The organism is Pseudomonas sp. SWRI179 (genome assembly GCF_014268705.1).
GTDB lineage: Bacteria > Pseudomonadota > Gammaproteobacteria > Pseudomonadales > Pseudomonadaceae > Aquipseudomonas > Aquipseudomonas zanjanensis.
The window spans coordinates 42645-63300 of sequence record NZ_JABWRA010000039.1 but is presented as its reverse complement, the minus strand read 5'-3'; the positions used below and the strand labels follow the sequence as shown (position 1 = coordinate 63300).

Annotated in this window: 12 protein-coding genes; 9 read left to right on the top strand and 3 right to left on the bottom strand. The window is 64.1% G+C overall.

Annotated features, from left to right (window positions below; genetic code table 11):
• Window positions 1-366 precede the first annotated feature (366 nt).
• On the bottom strand, window positions 367-738 hold the full coding sequence (locus HU767_RS20770; RefSeq protein WP_186730359.1) for a DUF6124 family protein: 372 nt from the start codon (window positions 736-738) through the stop codon (window positions 367-369).
• A gap of 764 nt (window positions 739-1502) precedes the next feature.
• On the opposite strand from HU767_RS20770, the gene HU767_RS20765 reads away from it, so the two are divergent.
• The 7 genes from HU767_RS20765 to HU767_RS20735 all read left to right on the top strand — a co-directional run bounded on the left by HU767_RS20765 (window position 1503) and on the right by HU767_RS20735 (window position 10979).
• A complete protein-coding gene (locus tag HU767_RS20765) occupies window positions 1503-1991 on the top strand; it encodes a cell division protein (protein WP_186730358.1) in 489 nt (162 codons plus the stop codon).
• A complete protein-coding gene (locus HU767_RS20760; RefSeq protein WP_186730357.1) occupies window positions 1984-3426 on the top strand; it encodes a TIGR01777 family oxidoreductase in 1443 nt (480 codons plus the stop codon). The genes HU767_RS20765 and HU767_RS20760 overlap by 8 nt, the downstream gene beginning before the upstream one ends.
• A gap of 9 nt (window positions 3427-3435) precedes the next feature.
• Window positions 3436-5871, top strand: a complete 2436-nt coding sequence (locus HU767_RS20755; protein ID WP_186730356.1) for an alpha/beta hydrolase — start codon at window positions 3436-3438, stop codon at window positions 5869-5871.
• A 416-nt stretch (window positions 5872-6287) separates the two neighbouring features.
• A complete protein-coding gene (locus HU767_RS20750; protein ID WP_186709463.1) occupies window positions 6288-7064 on the top strand; it encodes an efflux RND transporter periplasmic adaptor subunit in 777 nt (258 codons plus the stop codon).
• On the top strand, window positions 7061-8380 hold the full coding sequence (locus HU767_RS20745) for an HlyD family efflux transporter periplasmic adaptor subunit (RefSeq protein WP_186709461.1): 1320 nt from the start codon (window positions 7061-7063) through the stop codon (window positions 8378-8380). The genes HU767_RS20750 and HU767_RS20745 overlap by 4 nt, the downstream gene beginning before the upstream one ends.
• Before the next feature lies 1 nt (window position 8381).
• Window positions 8382-10478 (top strand): biotin/lipoyl-binding protein, encoded by a 2097-nt coding sequence (locus HU767_RS20740; RefSeq protein ID WP_186709459.1) that lies wholly within the window; start codon window positions 8382-8384, stop codon window positions 10476-10478.
• 9 nt (window positions 10479-10487) lie between these two features.
• Complete coding sequence (locus HU767_RS20735; protein WP_053180944.1) at window positions 10488-10979, top strand: GNAT family N-acetyltransferase; 492 nt, start codon at window positions 10488-10490, stop codon at window positions 10977-10979.
• A 258-nt stretch (window positions 10980-11237) separates the two neighbouring features.
• On the opposite strand, the gene HU767_RS20730 is transcribed toward HU767_RS20735, so the two are convergent.
• Both HU767_RS20730 and HU767_RS20725 read right to left on the bottom strand, forming a co-directional pair.
• A complete protein-coding gene (locus HU767_RS20730; protein ID WP_186730355.1) occupies window positions 11238-11549 on the bottom strand; it encodes a hypothetical protein in 312 nt (103 codons plus the stop codon).
• Window positions 11550-11595: 46 nt separating this feature from the next.
• Window positions 11596-12183 carry a tail fiber protein gene (locus HU767_RS20725; protein ID WP_186709453.1) on the bottom strand — a complete coding sequence of 196 codons (588 nt, stop codon included), beginning with the start codon at window positions 12181-12183 and terminating at the stop codon, window positions 11596-11598.
• 304 nt (window positions 12184-12487) lie between these two features.
• On the opposite strand from HU767_RS20725, the gene HU767_RS20720 reads away from it, so the two are divergent.
• Both HU767_RS20720 and HU767_RS20715 read left to right on the top strand, forming a co-directional pair.
• A complete protein-coding gene (locus HU767_RS20720) occupies window positions 12488-13333 on the top strand; it encodes a sulfotransferase (protein ID WP_053117203.1) in 846 nt (281 codons plus the stop codon).
• 52 nt (window positions 13334-13385) lie between these two features.
• Entirely contained in the window at window positions 13386-20624 is a 7239-nt protein-coding gene (locus HU767_RS20715) for an Ig-like domain-containing protein (RefSeq protein WP_186730354.1), read from the top strand.
• The last annotated feature ends 32 nt before the right edge of the window (window positions 20625-20656 follow it).

The following is a 20656-nucleotide window of genomic DNA, read 5'->3' as shown; positions in this document are numbered from 1 at the left end:
CACTCCGTACAGCCTGCTTGCAGGTACCCGGACGCCAACATGGACCCGTGGCCAGAGATTGCTCCCGCTCGACTGTTCCCTGTAGGAGCTGCCGAAGGCTGCGATCCTTTGATCTTTCGCTTGGGACTCAAGTGCCTGGGGGAAGATCGCAGCCTCGTTTCACTCGACAGCTCCTACACAGCTCCTACACGCAGGCCGGCGGGAGCAATCTCTGGCCGCGGGGTTTGGGTTGCCTGGGCTGACGCCTTCGCGAGCAGGCTCGCTCCCACAGTTGATCGGGTGTTGGCCTCGATATTGGGTTCGACACAAAACCCCTGTGGGAGCGAGCCTGCTCGCGATGACAATCTTCAATCCACCGCAGACCTGTCAGCCCGCCGCTTGCACCTCCAGTCGATCTATCGCCCGCTCCACCAACAAATGCACCCCATCGGCCATCCGACTGATCGCCAGGATCACGCTGCGGCGCGAACCGTCGACATCATCAGCCAGGTCGGCGGCGATGGCGCTGATGGACAGCAGGTCTTCGGAAGCATTGGCCAACAGGGTTTCGGTGTCGATATCAGGGGCGACCATGAAGAGTTGGGCGGTTTGGGATTTGGCTGAGGATTTATCGGCAGGTTTGGGGTTGAGGTAGTAATCGAGGGCGCGCTCGGCGGCTTCGTCGAGTTTTTTGGCTTTCGAGGATTTGTCGGCAGTGTTGCCAGGGCTTCCTGGCGGATTTGGCGTTACTTTGAACATGAGAGATACCCTAAACAGTAATTAGTTGGGAACCGTCACCGTCCGCTTGCACGCGAATGGGGTGGCGGCCGTACGCAGGTGTGCAAGACCGGGCCTGTTTAGGACACCCAGCAGATCCAAGGATCTCCTGCGCGCAGCCGCCATAAAGCCAGAGGGCAGAAGAAAGCCCCTGAGCGATGCAGCGTTGCATCCTAAACAGTTTGTTCGGACTTGCACGTCCGTGTCACCGTTTTTTCAGTGACAAACCCAGACTAGCGGTGAGCCTAAAGGCGGACAAGTTCACCAACATCGCCGCAACTTGAAGGAAATCTCCTAGGACTCAGCTGTAGGTAAGCGGTACACAGAACCCGTGGCGAGGGAGCTTGCTCCCGCTCGGCTGCGCAGCAGTCGTAAAACCGGGCAATGCGGTGTGCCTGAAGGAATGCTGGGGCCTGCTTCGCAGGCCAGCGGGAGCAAGCTCCCTCGCCACGGTGGGTTGTCTGGGCTGACGCCATCGCGAGCAGGCTCGCTCCCACAGTGGGACGGGGGTGGTCTCGATATTGAGTTCGACACAAAACCCCTGTGGGAGCTTGCTCGCGATGACAATCTTCAATTCACCGCTAACCTGACACTTAAATCCCTGTGGCGAGGGAGCTTGCTCCCGCTGGCCTGCGAAGCAGGTCTCGTTGGCGAGATTTAATTATCGCTGCCAGCCCATCAGCCCAGTAAAGCCCCTCCCATTTCCTTTAGACTGGCCGCCCTCAAGCAAGCCTTCAGGACATGGAATGCCAACCCCTCACAGCCCCCTTCGCAACGCCCTGGTCGTTTGGTTGTACGCGGCGGCCCTGATGCACCTGCTCGCCGGCGTCACGCTGACGTGGGCGGGTCACTCCGGCTTGCTCGATCACTATCTGAACACCATTGAACAGGCTTTCTGGGGTACCAATGCCGTGCCCGCTACGGCCCACTTGCAACAGGTCTGGTGGCTGGCCTTGTTCGGCGCCACATTGCAGAGCTATGGGCTGTACATGCTCGCCCTCGTCCACATCGGTCATCGATTGAAGCGCGCCATGCCCTGGGGTTGGCTGATCGCCGGCATCCTGCTGTGGGCACCCCAGGACATGTGGATCTCCGCCCAGGCACAGGTCTGGTCGCACCTGTGGTTCGACAGCTTCGCACTGCTCGTTTTATTGCCGCCGCTGTTCTGGCTCTATCGCCACGACCGCCGTACCTCCCTGACTGACAACGCGTCGAGTGATTCCAACCATGGCTGATTTTTCACTGCTGGACTGGGCGATCGCCCTGCTGATCGCCCAAGCCATCCTCGGTGCGCTGGACACCCTGTATCACCACGAACTCACCGTCGCCTTGCCCTATCGCCACAGCGCGCGGCTGGAGCTGTCCATTCACGCCTTGCGCTCGTGCTTTTACGGGATCCTGTTCCTGGGCATGGCGCATCTGGCCTTCGAAGGCACCTGGGCGATTGTCATTGCGCTGCTGTTCGCACTGGAGATTTGCCTGACGCTCTGGGACTTCGTGGTCGAGGACCGCAGCCGCAAGCTGCCGCCCATCGAGCGCATCATGCACACGGTGCTGGCGGTCAACGGCGGGGCCTTCTTCGCGTTGTACGGCGTGCAATTGGCCCAGTGGGCGAGTTTGCCCACCGGCCTGAGCGCGATCGACCTCGGTTGGCGCGGCTGGCTACTGACCTTGTTCGCCATCGGGGTCACGGCCTCGGGGATTCGCGACGGCTTGGCGGCCTTGCGCATGCAACGGGCAGGCAAGCCGGCCAACCCATTTGCCGGCGGCGCCTACAAGCGCGTGCTGGTCACGGGGGGCACCGGGTTTATCGGCGAGACCCTGGTCAATCAATTGCTCGACGCCGGGCACACGGTCAGCGTGCTGGCTCGCGATCCGTTGAAAGCGGCCTATCTGTTTGACGGCCGCGCCCGCTGCCTGCGTTCGCTGGGCAAGCTGGGCCATGACGAAATGTTCGATGTGGTGATCAACCTGGCGGGTGCCCCGGTGGCCGGGCCGCGTTGGAGTCCCAAGCGCCAGGCGCAACTCATTGCCAGCCGGGTCAACACCACCGAAGCCTTGATGGCCTGGTTGAAAAACGCCCGGCACAAACCGGCGTTGTGGATACAGGCCTCAGCCGTGGGTTTTTACGGCGTGCGTGACGCCACCGAAAGCCTCGATGAAAGCGCCGCCCAGGGCGATGGCTTCATGGCTGAACTCTGTGTGCGTTGGGAAGCCTCCGCCCGGCCTGCCACTGAGTTGGGCGTGCGTCAGGTGGTGATGCGCCTGGGCGTGGTGTTCGGTCCGGGCGGTGCGTTGCTGCCGTTGCTGATTCCGTTTCGCCTGGGGTTCGGCGGGCGCATGGGCGACGGTCGGCAAATCATGAGTTGGGTGCATCGCGATGACGTGACCCAAGTGATCGCCCGAGCCTTCGATGATGAAAGCCTGTGCGGCACCTACAACCTGGTGGCACCGGAGACGGTCAGCCAGGCGTTGTTTGCCGAAAGTGTCGGCAAGGTGCTCAAGCGTCCGGTGTGGTTCCACATCCCTGCCGCGCCGGTACGCGCCTTGGCTGGCGAGATGGCCCAGCTGTTTTTCGACGGCCAGCGGGTGGTGCCCAATCGTCTCGTCGAGGCCGGCTATACGTTCCGTTACCCGACGCTCGACGCCGCCCTGCGCGACTTGGCCTGAGGAGCGCCCATGAGCAAGCCCCGGATGTACCTGCTGGCCGGCAACGGCAGCGCGGCCGATTGGTGGGACGACGCGTTGCCGCATTTTCAACACCACGACGTCGTGCCGCTGGAACTGCCCGGTTTTGGCAACAACCCCCACGCTCCTTGCGAAGACCTGGCGGCCTACGCGCAGGCGTTGCTGGCGGCAACGGACAAGGGCAGCGCGATCATGGCGGTCGGGGTCAACGCCTTGCTGGTGCTGCACGCCTTGCAACGGCAACCGGGACACTTTTGCCGCAGCGTGTTGCTGGCGCCGGTGGGCGCGTTTTTGTGGCAGCGGCGACTGCCGGCATTGATGTCGCCACTGCCGATTCGAAAGACCATTCATTGGCTGCTGGCGAACAAGCCGACGCTGTTTGCCCACAAGTTCTCCAGCCAGGCCTGGACGCCCGCGCAATACCAGCGCATGGGCGCCGGCTACGCTCGTTGCCGAGCCTTTGTGCCGCACTGGGACCTGGTGCGTGCCGACACCGCGTTGCCATTGCTGGAATGGATCACCGACCCGGTCGAACTGGTGTGGGGCGATCAGGACAAGGTATTGGGCATCGCGCAGGCGGCGGCCTGGTCGGCCATTCTGGCCCGTGCCGACTTGACCATCAGCCTGAAGCCCGGTTGGGGCCACTACCCGTGGATCGACTCGCCCGCTGAATTCACGGCATGGCTGGAGTCTGGCGAGCGTGGTTTTGTCGCGCATACCAAAGGCGGCCGCTTGCGTCTCGCGGCGCTGGCGGGGCAGCCGGTGCCGGCGGCGCTGTCGCTCAACCACTGCGATGATCCGAGCCTGCGGGTTTTTTTGGACGGCCAGCCGGACGCTACCTGGGCGGTGCGCTCCTCCAGTTACGGTGAGGACCAGGCCGATGCGGCCAACGCCGGCTTGAGCACCACGTTCCTGCGCGAGCCGACGCACAACGTGCCGGCGCGCATTGCCGAGTTGAGCGCGGCGGGTGTCGAGGAAGTGGTGGTGCAGCGCTTCATCACGCCACGGCTGTCGGGGATCGCGTTCGTGCGTCACCTGTCCGTTGAGCTGGAATGGGTCGAGGGGCACCTGGAGTCGTTGGCCGATGGCCAAGTGAGCCCCGAGCGGGCGGTTATTTCCCGCCTCGGCGAGGCATGGAACAGTGGCACGTTCAAGCCAGTCCACGGCCTGACCCCCGAGGCGCTATGGCGCTTTCTGCAAGGCGTACTGCGGGTCTTTCACTACGTGCCCGGCGACGTCGAATGGGCCTGGGACGGCAGCCAACTGTGGCTGCTGCAATATCGGCCGATCAGCGACTACGGCTGGCGCCGCCACCTGACCGCTGCCAACATCGCCGAGATCCTGCCGCCCCGACCCAGTGTGTTGGTGGAGTACGCCCAGCGTCGCGCGGCGGCAAGCATTCCGGCGATCATGGCGCGTTGGGATTCGCGGGTACTGCAGGACAACGAGCCCTTCACGGCAGTGTTTGGCGGCGCTTCGTACATCAACAATGACCTGTTTCTCGCCCGGCTGGTCGACTGGGGCATCAGCGCCAGCAGCTACGCCGGCGAGGTCGGCGGCGCGACACCGCACCTGCCTTGGCGGCCACTGCGCCTGATGCGTTCGCTGCCGTTGTTCCTGCGCATGCAACGCATCGCCCGCGGGCACTTGTTGACGCTGGAAAACGGCTTGCGACGTTTTGACCGAGAGCTGCGCGAACTGACCGAACAAGGCGCCGACGGCCAGCAACTGGCCGACTGGTTTACCCGCTTCTACGTGTTCGTAGTGCAGGGCAACCTGTGCATCGCCAGCGCCTTGGCCAGCAGTGGCGGCGACTGGCTGGGGCGGCCACCGACCGCCTATGACAACCTTGAACACAGCCCTCATCGGCTGCCGTGGGAGACCGACCCGGCGACACCACGCCCGGCGCCGATCGCGCTACCGTTGCAGGCCTTTCCACAATGGCCCCTGGCGATTCGCTTGGCCCATGGCGCCGGCCTGCCGGGGCTGCGCGGTTATTACTTGCAAGTGCGCGAGTGGTATCGCGACAACCTGATGCGGATTTTCTTTCGCTTGCATCACGCCATGCCCGCCGCTGACCAGGCGCATTGGTTCGCCCCGCACCCGGATATCCGTAGCCGTGACGGCAGCTTCTGGCAGGACGGTCGTGAAGGCACCGAGCAGGCGAGTGGTTTCTTGATTTACCCGGGGCAGGCCCAAGGTATTTTGGGCGAGGACATCCTGTTGGAGGACACCCTGGACCCTGGTCGCCACGCCCACTATCAAAGCGCCCGTGCGGTGATCGCGCGCATGGGTGGCCGCCTGTCCCACGGCTCGACGCTGCTGCGTGAATTGCGCAAACCTTCGGCGGTATTGCCTCAGGTTGATGTGGGGTGGTTGGGGCGCGAGGTGGTGTATTGCGATGGGGTGTTGAGGTTGGTGGAGTAGGCAGCGCGATGATCCGTCGATCACAGAACCTGTGGCGAGGGAGCTTGCTCCCGCTGGGTTGCGCAGCAACCCCAAGCAATTTGAATGCGATCTGCCTGATACACCGAGGCGTTAGGGTTTGGGACTGCTGCGCAGTCCAGCGGGAGCAAGCTCCCTCGCCACAAGGAGTGCGTTCAACTCTGGAGCTGTTCTCAATCCCCAGAAACGAAAAAACCGGCCGAAGCCGGTGTTTTCACCTCAACGGCCAGAGAACTTAATCTCTGCGTACAGGGTTGAGCAGTGAGCGAATCCTAAGTTGAAGAAATCGCGAGATCAACACCACCGTTGCCACAGAGATTTCCCCCTCTTCACCGCTACTCCCTTGACGCCCCCCACCGCTGTCGTAGACTCCGCCCATCCGTCAGGGAGTAACGGTCATGCGACGTTTGAGCAGTTGGGTTGTGGGATTGACCTTCATAACGTGCGGGGTCCAGGCGCAAACGCCGGCTTCCGACGATCCGTTGCTGGAGAGCAACGTCTCGGCCAGTGTGTCGGGAAACGAGGCGCGTGGCGTGCTTCGGGCGCGGGACCAGGCAGTGTTGGCCAGCGAGTTGGCCGGGCGGATTGTCGAGTTGCCGTTCAGCGAGGGCGAGTCGTTCAAGAAGGGTGACACCCTGGCGCGTTTCGATTGTTCGGCCTATCAGGCCCAGCTCAATGCGGCCCAGGCGGCCAGTCGTGGTGCCGGTGAAGAGCTGGCCCATAACCGGCAGTTGGCGGCGTTGAAATCCGTTGGGCGTTTCGAGGTGTCGCGGGCCGAGGCGCGCCTCAGCGAGGCCCAGGCGCAATCCCAGGTCTACCAGGTGCAGGTCAAGCGTTGCAGCGTGATCGCGCCGTTCGATGGACAGGTGGTGGCGCGCAAGGTCCAGCGTTATGAAAGCGTCGCGGCCGGCGCGCCATTGCTGGATGTGGTCGATAACCGCACCCTGGAGATTCACCTGCTGGTGCCTTCACGCTGGATGGACCGGCTCAAGCCCGGCCAGCCCTTTACCTTCGTCCCCGATGAAACCGGCAAGCCGTTGCAAGCGACGGTCAAGCGCCTGGGCGCGCGCATCGACGAGGGCAGCCAGACGCTGCTGCTGGTGGCGAACGTGCCGGATGCCAGCGGCCTGCTGTCCGGCATGAGCGGCACGGCGCGTTTCTCGGAGTCGAAGTGAACGCGCCAGTGACGGGCAGTACCGAGCAGGTGTTCGCCCGCTTCCTCGATCTGGAGCGCCAGACGAGGGCCGCGCGTACACCGGAGCAACTGAGTTACAGCCTGGTCAACGACGGCCAGGCGCTGTTCGGCTTTCGCCACGCCGCGTTGTTGATCGCCGGCAAGGTCCAGGCCGTGACCGGGGTCAGTACCGTGGAACCGAACGCGCCGTTCGTGGCGTTTGTCGAGCAGGCGGTGGCGCAGTTGTTCAAGCTGGGCCTGTTGAACCAGGCCCGGGTGATTGCCGCCGATGGGGTGAGCGAATCCATCCGGGCAGACTGGCGCAGCCTGTCGGCCGGGCAAGTGTTCTGGCTGCCGTTGATCGATCATCAGGGCCAGGTGTTCGGCGGTTTGTGGTTGGCCCGCGACCTGCCATGGACGCCGCCGGAGCAAGTGCTGTTGTCGCAACTGGGCGACACCTACAGCCATGCGTGGTTGGCGTTGCAACCGCGCAAGCCATGGCGCCTGCGCTGGACACGCAAGCGCCAGGTGGCGCTGGTGGCGCTGTTGCTGCTGGGCTTGCTGATCCCGGTGCGCCAGTCCGTGTTGGCCCCGGCCGAAGTGGTGCCGCTGGGCGGGCAAGTGGTGGCGGCGCCGTTGGATGGGGTGATCGCCGAGTTCCTGGTCAAGCCCAACCAGAGCGTCAAGAACGGCGACCTGTTGTTGCGTTTCGAAAGTACCAGTCTCAAGGCCCAGGCCGATGTGGCCGAGCGGGCGTTGGGCGTGGCCGAGGCCGAACTCAAGGCCAATTCCCAGCGCTCGTTTGCCGACGCTGAATCCAGTTCCAAGATTGACCTGCTGGCTGCCCGCGTCGAGCAGAAGCGCGCCGAGCGCAACTACGCACTTGAACTGCTCAAGCGCAGCGAAGTGCGCGCCGAGCGCGACGGCATTGCGGTGTTCGCCGACGCCGAGCGCTGGCTCGGCAAGCCCGTGCAAACCGGCGAACGCCTGATGGAAATCGCCGATCCAAACCAGGCCGAGTTACGCATTGAATTGGCGGTGGGTGACGCGATTGCCTTGGAGCCCGGTGCGCAAGTGGCGTTGTTTCTCGACAGCGACCCGTTGCAGCGGCACCTGGCCCGGCTCGAACGTTCGGCCTATGAAGCGCAGCCTACCGCCGCCGGCCAACTGGCGTATCGATTGGATGCGCGTTTCGATGCCACGGCGCCGCGCATTGGCCTGCGAGGCACGGCGAAGGTCTTCGGCGACCGTGCCCCGCTGGCGTTGTACCTGCTGCGGCGGCCGCTGGCCGGCCTGCGCCAGAGCGTAGGCCTGTAGCATGGACCTGCCGAGCCTGCGGCCGGACCTGCAATTGTCCACGGCGGCCCCCGATCCGGATGGCTCGCCGCAATGGACGCTGGCCGATCCGGTGCGCGGACGCTATTTCAAGCTGGGCGCGGCGGCGATGCGCATGTTGCGGCACTGGTCCCTGGGCGATCCGGAACAGGTACTGCAGGCCGCGAACCGCGAGCCGGGCCTGCCGCTCAATGGCGAATCGCTGGAGCAGTTGCTGGGCTTCTTGCGTGGTCATGACCTGATCAGCGCGATGGACCCGCAACAGCGTGACAGTTATCTGTTCAAGACCGCCGCGCAACGCCAGAGCGTGTGGCAGATCCTGCTGCATCAATACCTGTTTTTTCGCATTCCGCTGTGGCGCCCGGACGCCTTTCTCAATCGGGCCTGGCCCTGGTTGGCGCGGTTCGGCCCCGGGATCCTGCGTTATGGCCTGCCGCTGACCCTGGGTCTCGGCATCTTCCTGGTGTCGCGGGACTGGCAGCGATTCGTCGCGACGTTTCCACACCTGTTCAGCCTGGGCGGTGCGCTGGCGTTCGGGGCGGCGTTGCTCTTCGCCAAGCTGTGCCACGAGTTCGGCCATGCCTTCATGGCCAAGCGCGCCGGTTGCCGGGTGCAGAGCATGGGCGTGGCGTTCATGGTGCTGTTGCCGATGTTCTATACCGACGTCAGCGACGCCTGGCGGATCAGGGATCGCCGCGCACGGTTGCTGATCGGTGCCGGTGGGGTCCTGGCCGAATTGCTGCTGGCGTGCATCGCGCTGCTGGCCTGGTCGCTGTTGCCCGATGGGCCGGCACGTACCGCGGCGTTCATGTTGGCCAGCGCCACCTGGATCACCACGTTGATCATCAACCTGAACCCCTTCATGCGCTTCGACGGGTATTTCCTGCTCAGTGATTTCTGGGCGGTGGATAACCTTCAGGGGCGTGCGTTTGCCCTGTGTCGCTGGCGCCTGCGCGAAGCCTTGTTCGGGTATGGCGCGGCGGCGCCGGAACCCTGGTCGCCGAAGATGCGTCGGCGTTTGTTGGTGTGGGGTTATGGCTCGTGGCTGTGGCGGGCATTGTTGTTTTTCGGGATTGCCTTGGCGGTCTATCACCTGTTCTTCAAGGTGCTGGGCATTTTTCTGATGATGGTGGAATTGGTGTGGTTCATTTTCATGCCCATCGTGAATGAGTGGCGGCAATGGTGGAGTCGTCGTGAGCAAGCCCACGGCGGGCGGATGCTCCTGAGTGGCCTGGTGTTGCTGGCGCTGCTGCTGGTGTTGCTGCTCCCCTGGCGCAGCGCGGTGGAAGTGCCGGCCATGCTCGAGGCCGGGCGCGCCAGCGCCTTGCATGCGCCGGTGGCGGCGCGGGTCAAGCGGGTGAATGTGCACGACGGCCAGACCGTGGCCCAGGGCGATGTGCTGATTGAGTTGGAGTCGCCGGACATGGCGTCGCGCCTGGCCATCGTGCGCCGGGAAATCGAGATTCAGCAGTTGCAGATGCGCCGTCAGGCCGGGCGCAGCGAAACCGCCGCCGATGCCGGCATCGTCGAACAGCAACTGGCCGAAGCGGTGGCCGAGTACCGCGGCCTGGTGGCCCAGCGCGAACGGCTGTTGTTGCGTGCGCCCCATGCCGGCCAGGTGCGCGATGTGTTGCCGCAACTGTCGATAGGGCGCTGGTTGTCACCCACACAGGCGCTGGCGCGGGTGGTGCAGACCGATTCGCGGTTGCGCGGCTACCTCACCGAAGCCGAGCTTTGGCGGGTCGGGCCGGGTGCCACGGGCCGGTTCATCGCTGACGATCCGATGCACACATCGATGGCCGTGCGGTTGAATGAAATCGACACCAACGGCGTGGCCTGGGTCGAACAGCAAGCGTTGACGTCCGACCATCACGGGCCGATTGCGGTGCGCCGCGACTCGCAACAACGGGCCGAGCCGGTGCAGGCGCAATACGGCGTGCGCCTGAGTACGGTGGACGCCACGTCCGCTCCGGTGCAGCCGCTGCGTGGCGTGGCGGTGTTGCAGGGCGAGGGCGAGTCGGTGTTGGGAGCGGCCTGGCGTCGGTTGGCGGCGTTGGGTGTCAGGGAAAGCGGGTTCTAAGGAGCAAGCATGGATTCAGTGGCGGCAGAGGGATTGGTGGTGCGTCCATCGCGGGTCAGCGATGGACCGTTTTTGCAGGGCCTGTACCAGGCGGCGCGACCGGACCTGCAATGGATCGACGGCGAACATGAACAGGTACAGCAGGTGATTGCCCAGCAGTTCCAAGTGCAGGAGCAAGGGTTGGGCGAAAATTTCCCCAACGCCATGCATTACGTCGTGGAAAAACTCGGCACTGCGATTGGCGCCTTGAGCACGGATTTCGGCCCCAATGAAATTCGCGTGCTGTACCTGGCCTTCATCCCCCAGGCCCGCGGCCAGGGCTATGGCCGGGCGGTGTTGCAAGGGGTGCAGAAAGCCGCGCAACAGATCCGCTGCCCGGTGGCGACCGTGGTCTGGGCGAGCAACCCTCATGCACGCCGGCACTACTTGGCGCTGGGCTTCGAAGTGCAAGAGCGCAACCCGGCGGCGGAGCGGTTGGTCTGGTATCCGAAAGGCAACTGAATGACGCCGTACCCCTGTGGGAGCGAGCTTGCTCGCGAAGGCGATCTTCCATCCATCCGGAACCCGTGGCGAGGGAGCTTGCTCCCGCTGGCCTGCGAAGCAGGCCCTCTGTCTTTCTCCAGTCGGACAGTTTTGTCAGGTTTTGCGACTGCTTCGCAGCCGAGCGGGAGCAAGCTCCCTCGCCACAGGTTCCGGGTCGTCTGGGCTGACGCCATCGCGAGCAAGCTCGCTCGCTACCACAGTTTGAAATGAGTCCAGTCAGTTAAACGCGATGTAGAAATACCCCAGCGTCGGATCCCGTCCCATGGGCGGTATCCGTGATACGAACACCCCCTCGATCTTGCCCAGTTCCGGCACTTCCAGAGCGCAGAGTCCGTCGACGAATTCAGTGCCTTCCAGGCTGTTGAATTCCACGCTGAACGGCATCCGCGCGGTGTTCGGCATCTTCGCCCGTGGGCTTTCTTCAAGGGTTTCGAAGTGCACCGGCAGGCAGCTGCCGTCGGGCAGGGTCAGGCTGCCGGTCCGGCCCAGCAGCGGTTGGAAATGGCGGCTATGAACCTGTTGCAGCATGTCGACACTCCAAAAGGCCGGAGGACCGCAGCCCTCCGGCGGTTCGTCAGTTACGGGACGGGAAGTAGCCTTGAAGGGCGATGCTGAAGTTGATCGCCAGGAACGGGTTCATGACCGCCATTGGCGTGTTGCCGCCCGTGGGGGCGACCGTGCCGTTGACCGTGGTGGTGACGCCTTGTAGCGGCACTGGCGAAGCGCCTATCTGGTCGGAATAGATCGCCGCCGAGCCCGGCCCGGTGCCCGAGGTGCCGATGAACGAGTTGGTGGCCGTGGGGGTATTCACCGGATTGCTGGCCGGGTTGGCCAACTGCAAAGTGGTCGAGGCGGTGATGCCGGTGAGGGCGTGGGTGTGGTTGGGCAAGTTGTTGATCGTTGCCGTGACGTTTTCGGTGCCGGAGATTTCACCGATGACCCGCGGGGTCAGGCCCAGGCCATTGCCTTGGCCCATGGGCAGGCGACCTTGCAGGTTGGGCAGCATGAAGGTGGTCTGGCCGTTGCCTCCGTACGTCACGCCGAGCAGGGCGAACAAGGTCTGGTATTGGGAAAGGGCAAGCGTCTGCCCGTTGCACAGCGCCCAATCCCTGGGTGCAAAGTTAAAGGCGAACGACTGGATAGTGCCGATGAATACTTCCATAGATTCCTCATCCTTCAGGTGATTGGTTCTTGCAGTGCCCGGACGTGAAGGACAAGAGTGCGATCAGCCCGACTCCTTGATTCCCTGGCCTGGTCACGCACGGCTGAGCGTAGACCGGGATGTTTGATTTTGCCGGGCGAAGCGGGCGGAAAAATGTCGCGACACGGCTTAATCGATTCAGGTTCCCGAGCGTCGCTACCGTCCATCTTCTTTTATGGCTTGGGATGAATCTGATATCAAAGTACTACTAGGCGAAGATTGTTTCCTCGGCTACGCTTCGGCTACAAAGGGACTACAAACAAAGGTGAATGGATTGCCGCAGTTTCACTTCATTTCCGGTTTACCGCGCTCAGGCTCGACCCTGCTTTCTGCCATTTTGTTGCAGAACCCGCGCTTTCATGCCGGCATGACCAGTCCCGTCGGCACGCTGTTCAGCAGCGTCCTGCAGCAATGCAGCGCCGGCAGTGAGTTCGGCTCGGTGATCGACACCGACCTGCGCCGCCGCCTCTTGCGCGGCCTCTTCGATTCCTACTACGCCGACAAAGCCGACAAGCCGGTCATCTTCGATACGAACCGCCAGTGGTGCGCACGCTTGCCTGCCCTGCAGGATCTGTTTCCCCAAGCCAAGACCATCGCCTGTGTGCGCAACGTCGCTTGGGTGCTCGACAGCCTGGAGCGGCTCTACCGTGCCAACCCGTTCGAGAACACCAAGCTGTTCAACGACGATGACGAGCGCAACACCGTCTACAGCCGCTGTGAAACCCTGGCCCAGCGCAACCGCCTGGTGGGGTTCGCCTGGACGGCGCTCAAAGAGGCTTACTACGGTGAGAACGCCGAGTCGCTGCTGATCGTCGACTACGACTTGTTGAGCCAGGCCCCGGAGCGGGTGATGCGCCTGGTCTACGAGTTCATCGGCGAGCCCTGGTTCGAACACGATTTCAATCACTTGACCTACGACGCGCCGGCCTTCGACCAGGCCCTGGGCGTTGCCGGCCTGCACAAGGTCAAGCCCAAGGTCGCACCGCAAGCCCGGCGGACCTTGCTGCCGCCGGATCTGTTTGAAAAGTATGCCGAGTTGTCGTTCTGGCGCGATGGGTCCGCAAGCGCCGCCAATGTCATTCGTATGAAAACCGACGCCGCCGTCAGCTGACTGCGGTTTTTTTCATTTGCGTGTTCAAGAAGTTCGAGTCCAGGTGATCGTCATGTGGTGGAGCAAAGGCAAATCGCGGGTAACCGAGGGCGCACAGGCCCTGGCATCGCCAATGATCATGTCCCTGGAGCCGCGAATGCTGTTCGACGGCGCGGTGGCGGCAACCGTGGCCGACGCCGCGCAACCGGACGCGCAGCCGACCGCTGATGCCGCGAAGGCGCCGACGGCCGACCAGCCTTCCGACAACCATGCGCCTCAAGGTCAGACTGACGCCACCGAGGCTGCCGTCCCAGGCAAGTCGGTGGTGTTCGTCGATTCCCGGGTCAAGGATGCCGCCAGCCTGCTCGAAGGCGTGGCGCCCGGTACCCAGGTGGTGCAACTGGATGCCACCAAGGACGGCTTGCAGCAGATTGCCGATTACCTGGACACCCACCAGGGTGTCAGCTCGGTGCAGATCATCGCCCACGGTAACGCCGGTGATTTGTGGCTGGGCGATAGCTACCTGTCGGCGGACAACGTCCAGGCCCGCAGCGAAGTGCTCGCGCAGATCGGCCAGGACATGAACGCTGGCGGCGATATCCTGATCTATGGCTGCTACACCGCCGAAGGCGAGCGTGGTTTGAGCCTAGTGGATTCACTGGCGCAGTTGACCGGCCGCGACGTGGCGGCGTCCAACGACCGCACGGGCCTGGGCGGCGACTGGGACCTGGAAATCGCCACCGGTAGCATCGAAAGCGCCAACGTGCTCTCGGCCAATGCCATGAGCGAGTATCAATGGGGCCTGGCCACCTGGACCGCTACAAACAACCTCAATAGCGGCGTGGGCTCTCTGCGCGCCGCCTTGTTGTCTGCACAGAGCGGCGACATCGTCACTTTCAATACCAGCATGACCGTCGCCCTGACCCAGGTGCTGGTGGTCGACGAGAACATCACCATCGATGGCGACCTCAATAACGACAACGTCGCCGACGTGACTCTCGACGGTCAGAACCGCACCCAGATACTGCAAGTGACGTCCGGCACCACGGCCACCCTCGATGGCCTGGTGATCACCCGGGGCATGGTGGCAGGCAACGGGGGTAACGGCGGCGACGATGCGCTGGTGTCCCAGGGCGGCGGCATCTACAACGCCGGCACCTTGACCCTGCGCAACGTTACGGTGACTGCGAACGCCGCGTCGGGCGGCGGTGGCGGCGGCGGTGTGACGCCGCAGTACGCCGGTGGCGGCGGCGGTGGCGGTGGCGCGGTCGGTAGCGGTATCGGCGGCAAGGGCGGCGACACGCTCAACTCCACAGGCTCCAATGGCTCGGCCGGGCAGGGCGGCGCCGGTGGCGGCTTCTTCAACATTGGTGGGCGTGGCGGTTCCACCACGGGTGGCGCCGGCGGTGCGGCTTACCCGGGATACAGCACCGGTTCGGCCGGCGGCACGGCCTCCAGCGGTGGCTTGTCCATCGGCGGTGGCGGCGGCGGTGACGGGTATGACAACTTCGGCGGCGACGGCGGTGGCGCGGTCGGTGGTATCTATAACGACACCGGCGCGACCCTGCGGATCATCGGCAACTCGACCATTTCCAACAACGTCGGCGCCGGCGGTGGCGGCGGTGGCGGCGGGGCGGGCGGTAGCTATCTCCAGGCAGGTGGTGCGGGCGGTGTCGGTGTCGGTGCCATCTGGAACAAAGGCTCGATCCTGATCACTGCCGCCAACTTCGCCGCCCTGGCCGGCAACGTCGGCGGCAGCGGCGTGGGTGGGACGAGTGCGGGCACCGCAGGTGTTTCGCCAGCGTCGGTGGCCAACGTCTACGGCGATGGCGGCACCATCAATACCAACTATGTGCCGGACGAGACGCCGCCCACCGCGACCGTCGTGGTGGCCAATACCAACCTGAACTCCGGCGGCACGTCGACGGTGACCATCACCTTCTCCGAAGCCGTGACCGGCCTCACCGCGGCGGACCTGACGGTGCAGAACGGCACCGTTGGCACCTTGACCAGTGGCGACGGCGGCATCACCTGGACCGGTACGTTGACCGCGGCCAGCAACATCGCCGACACCACCAACATCATCACCCTGAACAATACCGGCGTGGCCGACCTGGCCGGCAACGCCGGGGTGGGCACCACCGATTCGAACAATTACATCGTCAACGACACCGTGGCGCCGACGGCGTCCATCGTGGTGAGCGACACGGCCCTCAGGATTGGCGAGACCTCGACGGTTACCATCACGTTCTCCGAGGCCGTCTCCGGCTTCACCACGGCCGACCTGACCGTCGCCAACGGCTCGATCAGCGGCCTGAGCACCAGCGACGGCGGTATCACCTGGACGGCCACGCTGACGCCGGACGCGCCAGTCACCGATACGTCCAATCTCATTGTCCTGAACAACACGGGCGTGGCGGACCTCAATGGCAACGCCGGCGTGGGGACGACCAACTCCAACAACTACGCCATCGACACGCAACGCCCGACGGCCACCATCGTGGTAGCCGACACCGCGCTGCGTGCTGGGGAAACCTCCGTGGTGACCATCACCTTCAGCGAGGCCGTGAGTGGTTTTACCACCGCCGACCTGACGGTCGCCAATGGCACGGTCACCGGCCTGAGCAGCAGTGACGGCGGCATCACCTGGACCGGGACGCTGACCCCGAGCGCCAGCATCACTGACACCAGCAACCTGATCACCCTGGATAACACCGGCATTGCCGACCTGTCTGGAAACGCCGGCAGCGGTACCACCGACTCGAACAACTATGCCGTCGACACCCAGCGTCCGACCGCTTCCATCGTGGTGGCCGATAACGCGCTGAACATCGGCGAAACGTCCCTGGTCACGATCACCTTCAGCGAGGCCGTCACCGGTTTCACCCTGGCGGACCTGACCGTTGCCAACGGCTCCTTGAGCGGGCTGAGCAGCAGCGACGGCGGCATCACCTGGACCGCGACGCTCACCCCGAGCGCCAGCGTCACCGACGCCACCAACCTGATCATCCTGGCCAATACCGGCGTGGCCGATGCGGCAGGGAACAATGGCAGCGGCACAACCAGCTCCAACAACTACGCGGTCGACACGCAGCGGCCCACTGCTAGCATCGTTGTAGCCGACACCTCCCTGAGCGTCGGCGAAACCTCGCTGGTGACCATTACTTTCAACGAAGCGGTGACCGGCTTTACCGCCGCCGACCTGACGGTCGCCAACGGTACGGTCACCGGCCTGAGCAGCGGCGACGGCGGCATTACCTGGACCGGGACGCTCACGCCAAGCGCCAGCACCAGCGACACGAGCAACCTCATCACCCTGGATAACACCGGTGTGAGCGACGCGGCGGGCAATGCCGGCAGCGGCACCACCGACTCCAACAACTACGCCGTCGACACCGCGCGTCCGACCGCCACCGTCGTGGTCGCCGACACGGCCATCGCCGTGGGCGAAACCTCGGTGGTGACCATTACGTTCAGCGAGGCGGTGACCGGCTTCACCCTGGCGGACATGACCGTCGCCAACGGCAGCCTGAGCGGCCTGAGCACCAGCGACAACATTACCTACACCGCGACCTTCACGCCGAGTGCGGGCGTCAGCGATACCACCAATCTGATCACGCTCAATAACACGGGAGTCGTGGACGGCGCGGGCAATACCGGCAGCGGCACCACCGACTCCAACAACTACGCCGTCGATACCCAGCGTCCGACCGCTACCATCGTGGTGGCCGACACGGCGCTGAGCGTCGGCGAAACGTCGCTGGTGACCATTACCTTCAGCGAGGCGGTGAGCGGTTTCGACAATTCGGACCTGAGCGTAGCCAACGGCACGCTGAGTGCGGTCAGCAGCAGCGATGGCGGCATCACCTGGACCGCGACGTTCACGCCCAGCCTCGGGGTCACCGACGTCTCCAACCTCATTGTCCTGAACAACACCGGGATCAACGATGGGGCGGGCAACACCGGCACCGGCACGACCAGTTCCAACAACTACGCCATCGACACCAACGTGCCGACGGCGACCGTGGTGGTGGCCGATTCGTCCCTGAGCATCGGTGAAACCACCGTGGTCACCGTGACCTTCAACTCGGCGGTCAGCGGGTTCGACAATGCGGACCTGACCGTCAGCAACGGCACCCTGAGCACCATGAGCAGCACCGACGGCGGCGTCACCTGGACGGCCACGTTCACGCCGAGCGCGAGCATTTCCGATACCAGCAACGTCATTACCCTGGACAACACTGGCTTGATCAACGGCGCGGGCAATGCCGGTGTGGGGACTACCGACTCGAACAACTACGCGGTCGACACGGTGCGTCCAACCGCGACCATCGTCGTGGCCGACACGGCCGTTGCCGCTGGCGAGACTTCGCTGGTGACCATCACCTTCAGCGAGGCCGTGACGGCGTTCACCAGTGCCGACCTGACGGTCGCCAACGGCGTGATCTCAGGGTTGAGCAGCAGCGACGGCGGCATCACCTGGACCGCGACCTTCACGCCGACCGCTGGCGTCACGGACACCAGTAACGTCATTTCGCTCAACAGTGGCGGCATCGTCGACCTGGCCGGCAACGTCAACGTCGGCGGCACCGACTCCAACAACTACGCACTGGACACTGAACGTCCCACCGCAACGATCGTGCTGGCCGATTCCAACCTCAGTGTCGGTGAGACCTCGTTGGTGACCATCACCTTCTCCGAGGCGGTCAGCGGTTTCGACAATTCGGACCTGAGCGTTGCCAACGGCACACTCAGCGCTGTCAGCAGCAGCGATGGCGGCCTGACCTGGACCGCGACTTTCACGCCGACCCTCGGCGTGCGGGACGCGACCAACCTGATCGTCCTGAACAACACCGGGATAAGTGACGCGGCGGGCAACACCGGCACCGGCACGACCAACTCGGCCAACTACGCCATCGACACCCAGGTGCCGACGGCAACCATCGTAGTAGCCGATACGTCCCTGAGCATCGGTGAAACCAGCCAGGTAACCATCACCTTCAACGAAGCAGTGAGCGGTTTCGACAACAGCGACCTGACCATCAGCAACGGCACGCTGAGCAACGTGTCGTCCTCCGACGGCGGCGTTACCTGGACTGCCACGTTCACGCCGAGCGCGAGCATTGCCGACACCAGCAACCTGATCACCCTGGACAATACAGGTGTCGTCAACGTCTCGGGCAACGCCGGCGTTGGCACCACCGATTCGAACAACTACGCCATCGACACCGTGCGCCCGACGGCGACCATTGTCGTCGCCGACACCGCCATTGCCGCCGGCGAGACGTCGTTGGTGACCATCACCTTCAACGAGGCCGTGACGGGCTTCACCGATGCCGACCTGAGCGTCGCCAACGGTACGCTAAGCGGGTTGAGCAGCAGCGACGGCGGCATCACCTGGACCGCGACCTTCACGCCTGCCGCCGGCATCGCTGACACCAGCAATCTCATCACCCTCGCCAACAGCGGCGTCGCCGACCTGGCGGGCAACGCCGGCAGCGGCACCACCGATTCGAACAACTACAGCGTCGACAGCCAGCGTCCGACTGCCACCATTGTGCTGAGCGATTCGGTGTTGAAACCGGGCGAAACTGCCCAGGTGACCATCACCTTCAGCGAGGCGGTGACGGGTTTCAGCAACGCTGACCTGAGCGTGGCCAACGGCACCCTGAGCGCCGTCAGCAGCAGCGACGGCGGCCTGACCTGGACCGCGACGTTCACGCCGACCCTGGGCGTGACCGACGCCACCAACCTGATCACCCTGGACAATACCGGTGTGAGCGATGCGGCCGGCAACGCCGGGACAGGCACGACTGATTCGGCCAACTACGCGGTCGAGACACGCGTCCCGACGGCCACCATCGTGGTGGCCGACAGTGCGCTGCGGATAGGGGAAACCTCGCAGGTCACCATCACCTTCTCGGAAGCGGTCAGCGGTTTCGACAACAGCGACCTGACCATCAGCAACGGCACGCTGAGCAACGTCTCCTCTTCCGACGGCGGCGTCACCTGGACGGCCACCTTCACCCCGACCACCAGCATCACCGACACCAGCAACCTGATCAGCCTGGACACCAGCGGCGTGGTCAACGCCTCGGGCAACAGCGGTGTCGACGTGGTGAATTCCAACAACTACGCGATCGACACGGTTCGTCCAGGCGCGACCATCACCGTCGGCGATACCACCTTGGGCATTGGCCAGAGCACCACCGTGACCATCAGCTTCAGCGAGGCGGTGTCCGGTTTCGACCTGTCGGACCTCAGCGTCGCCAATGGCGTGCTGTCCAACCTCGCCAGCAGTGACGGCGGCCTGACCTGGACGGCGACACTGACGCCGACTGCGGGCGTCAACGATGCCACCAACCTGATTCTGCTCGACGCCAGCACTGTGCAGGACCTGGCCGGCAACGCCGGGGTGGGCATCGCGATTTCCAGCAACTATGCACTCGACGCCACCCGGCCGACGGCGACCATCGTCGTCGCCGATCCGGACCTGACGGTGGGCGAGACGACCCAAGTGACCTTCACCTTCAGCGAAGCGGTGACGGATTTTGACTTGTCGGACCTCAGCGTCACCAACGGTGAACTGACCAACCTGACCACCAGCGACGGCGGCAAGACCTGGACGGCGACATTCACGCCAACGGTGAACCTCACCGACCCGAGCAACTTCATCGCCCTGGACACCAGCAACGTCAGCGACCTGACGGGTAACGCCGGGGCCAGCGTGGCGGTGTCCAACAACTATGCGATCGACACCGTGGTGCCCAACGACGTGAAGCCGCCACCGGAGTTCCTGACGTCCGACCCGGTCACGGTGATCCCGCCGTCCGAGGTGCCGCTGCAACCGATCGTCTTTACCCCGCCGACCGGCAACCTGGGTTCGCCGCTGGGCTTCCCGCCGCTGTTCGAGCAACGGGACGTGGGTGGGGGCCTGCGGCCGATCGGGGATATTTTCATCAACCATGGCGCCCTGGCGCCGAGCTATATCGCCCAGGTGTTCAGCACTGACGCCGCCGGCGACGGTAGCGGCCAGGGGTTCCTGGGCTTTGGTGGGGGCGATGGCGGGGTGTTCGGCAGCAGTACGCTTTCGACCCTGTTCAACCAGGACTCTGGCTCCGAGGGCGAATCGATGGAGGCCTTCGGTAGCCAGTCGATGCAGGGCGGCGATGTGTCCCAAGGGGTGCGCGGGGTGTTCGGGGCGCCCACCCTGGGTCAGCAACTGCAACAGCTCAAGGACACTGAACAACATCAGGTCGACAGCCTGGCAACCGCGTTACGACAGGTCGGCATCAGCCAAGTGCAGGCCTGAATTCTAAAAAATATTGGGGCAGCCAGGGGCAA

Bases quoted from the DNA above. Each gene is read 5' to 3' on its own strand.
- HU767_RS20770 (WP_186730359.1), bottom strand. From the start codon at position 738: ATGTTCAAAGTAACGCCAAATCCGCCAGGAAGCCCTGGCAACACTGCC.
- HU767_RS20765 (WP_186730358.1), top strand. From the start codon at position 1,503: ATGCCAACCCCTCACAGCCCCCTTCGCAACGCCCTGGTCGTTTGGTTG.
- HU767_RS20760 (WP_186730357.1), top strand. From the start codon at position 1,984: ATGGCTGATTTTTCACTGCTGGACTGGGCGATCGCCCTGCTGATCGCC.
- HU767_RS20755 (WP_186730356.1), top strand. From the start codon at position 3,436: ATGAGCAAGCCCCGGATGTACCTGCTGGCCGGCAACGGCAGCGCGGCC.
- HU767_RS20750 (WP_186709463.1), top strand. From the start codon at position 6,288: ATGCGACGTTTGAGCAGTTGGGTTGTGGGATTGACCTTCATAACGTGC.
- HU767_RS20740 (WP_186709459.1), top strand. From the start codon at position 8,382: ATGGACCTGCCGAGCCTGCGGCCGGACCTGCAATTGTCCACGGCGGCC.
- HU767_RS20735 (WP_053180944.1), top strand. From the start codon at position 10,488: ATGGATTCAGTGGCGGCAGAGGGATTGGTGGTGCGTCCATCGCGGGTC.
- HU767_RS20730 (WP_186730355.1), bottom strand. From the start codon at position 11,549: ATGCTGCAACAGGTTCATAGCCGCCATTTCCAACCGCTGCTGGGCCGG.
- HU767_RS20725 (WP_186709453.1), bottom strand. From the start codon at position 12,183: ATGGAAGTATTCATCGGCACTATCCAGTCGTTCGCCTTTAACTTTGCA.
- HU767_RS20715 (WP_186730354.1), top strand. From the start codon at position 13,386: ATGTGGTGGAGCAAAGGCAAATCGCGGGTAACCGAGGGCGCACAGGCC.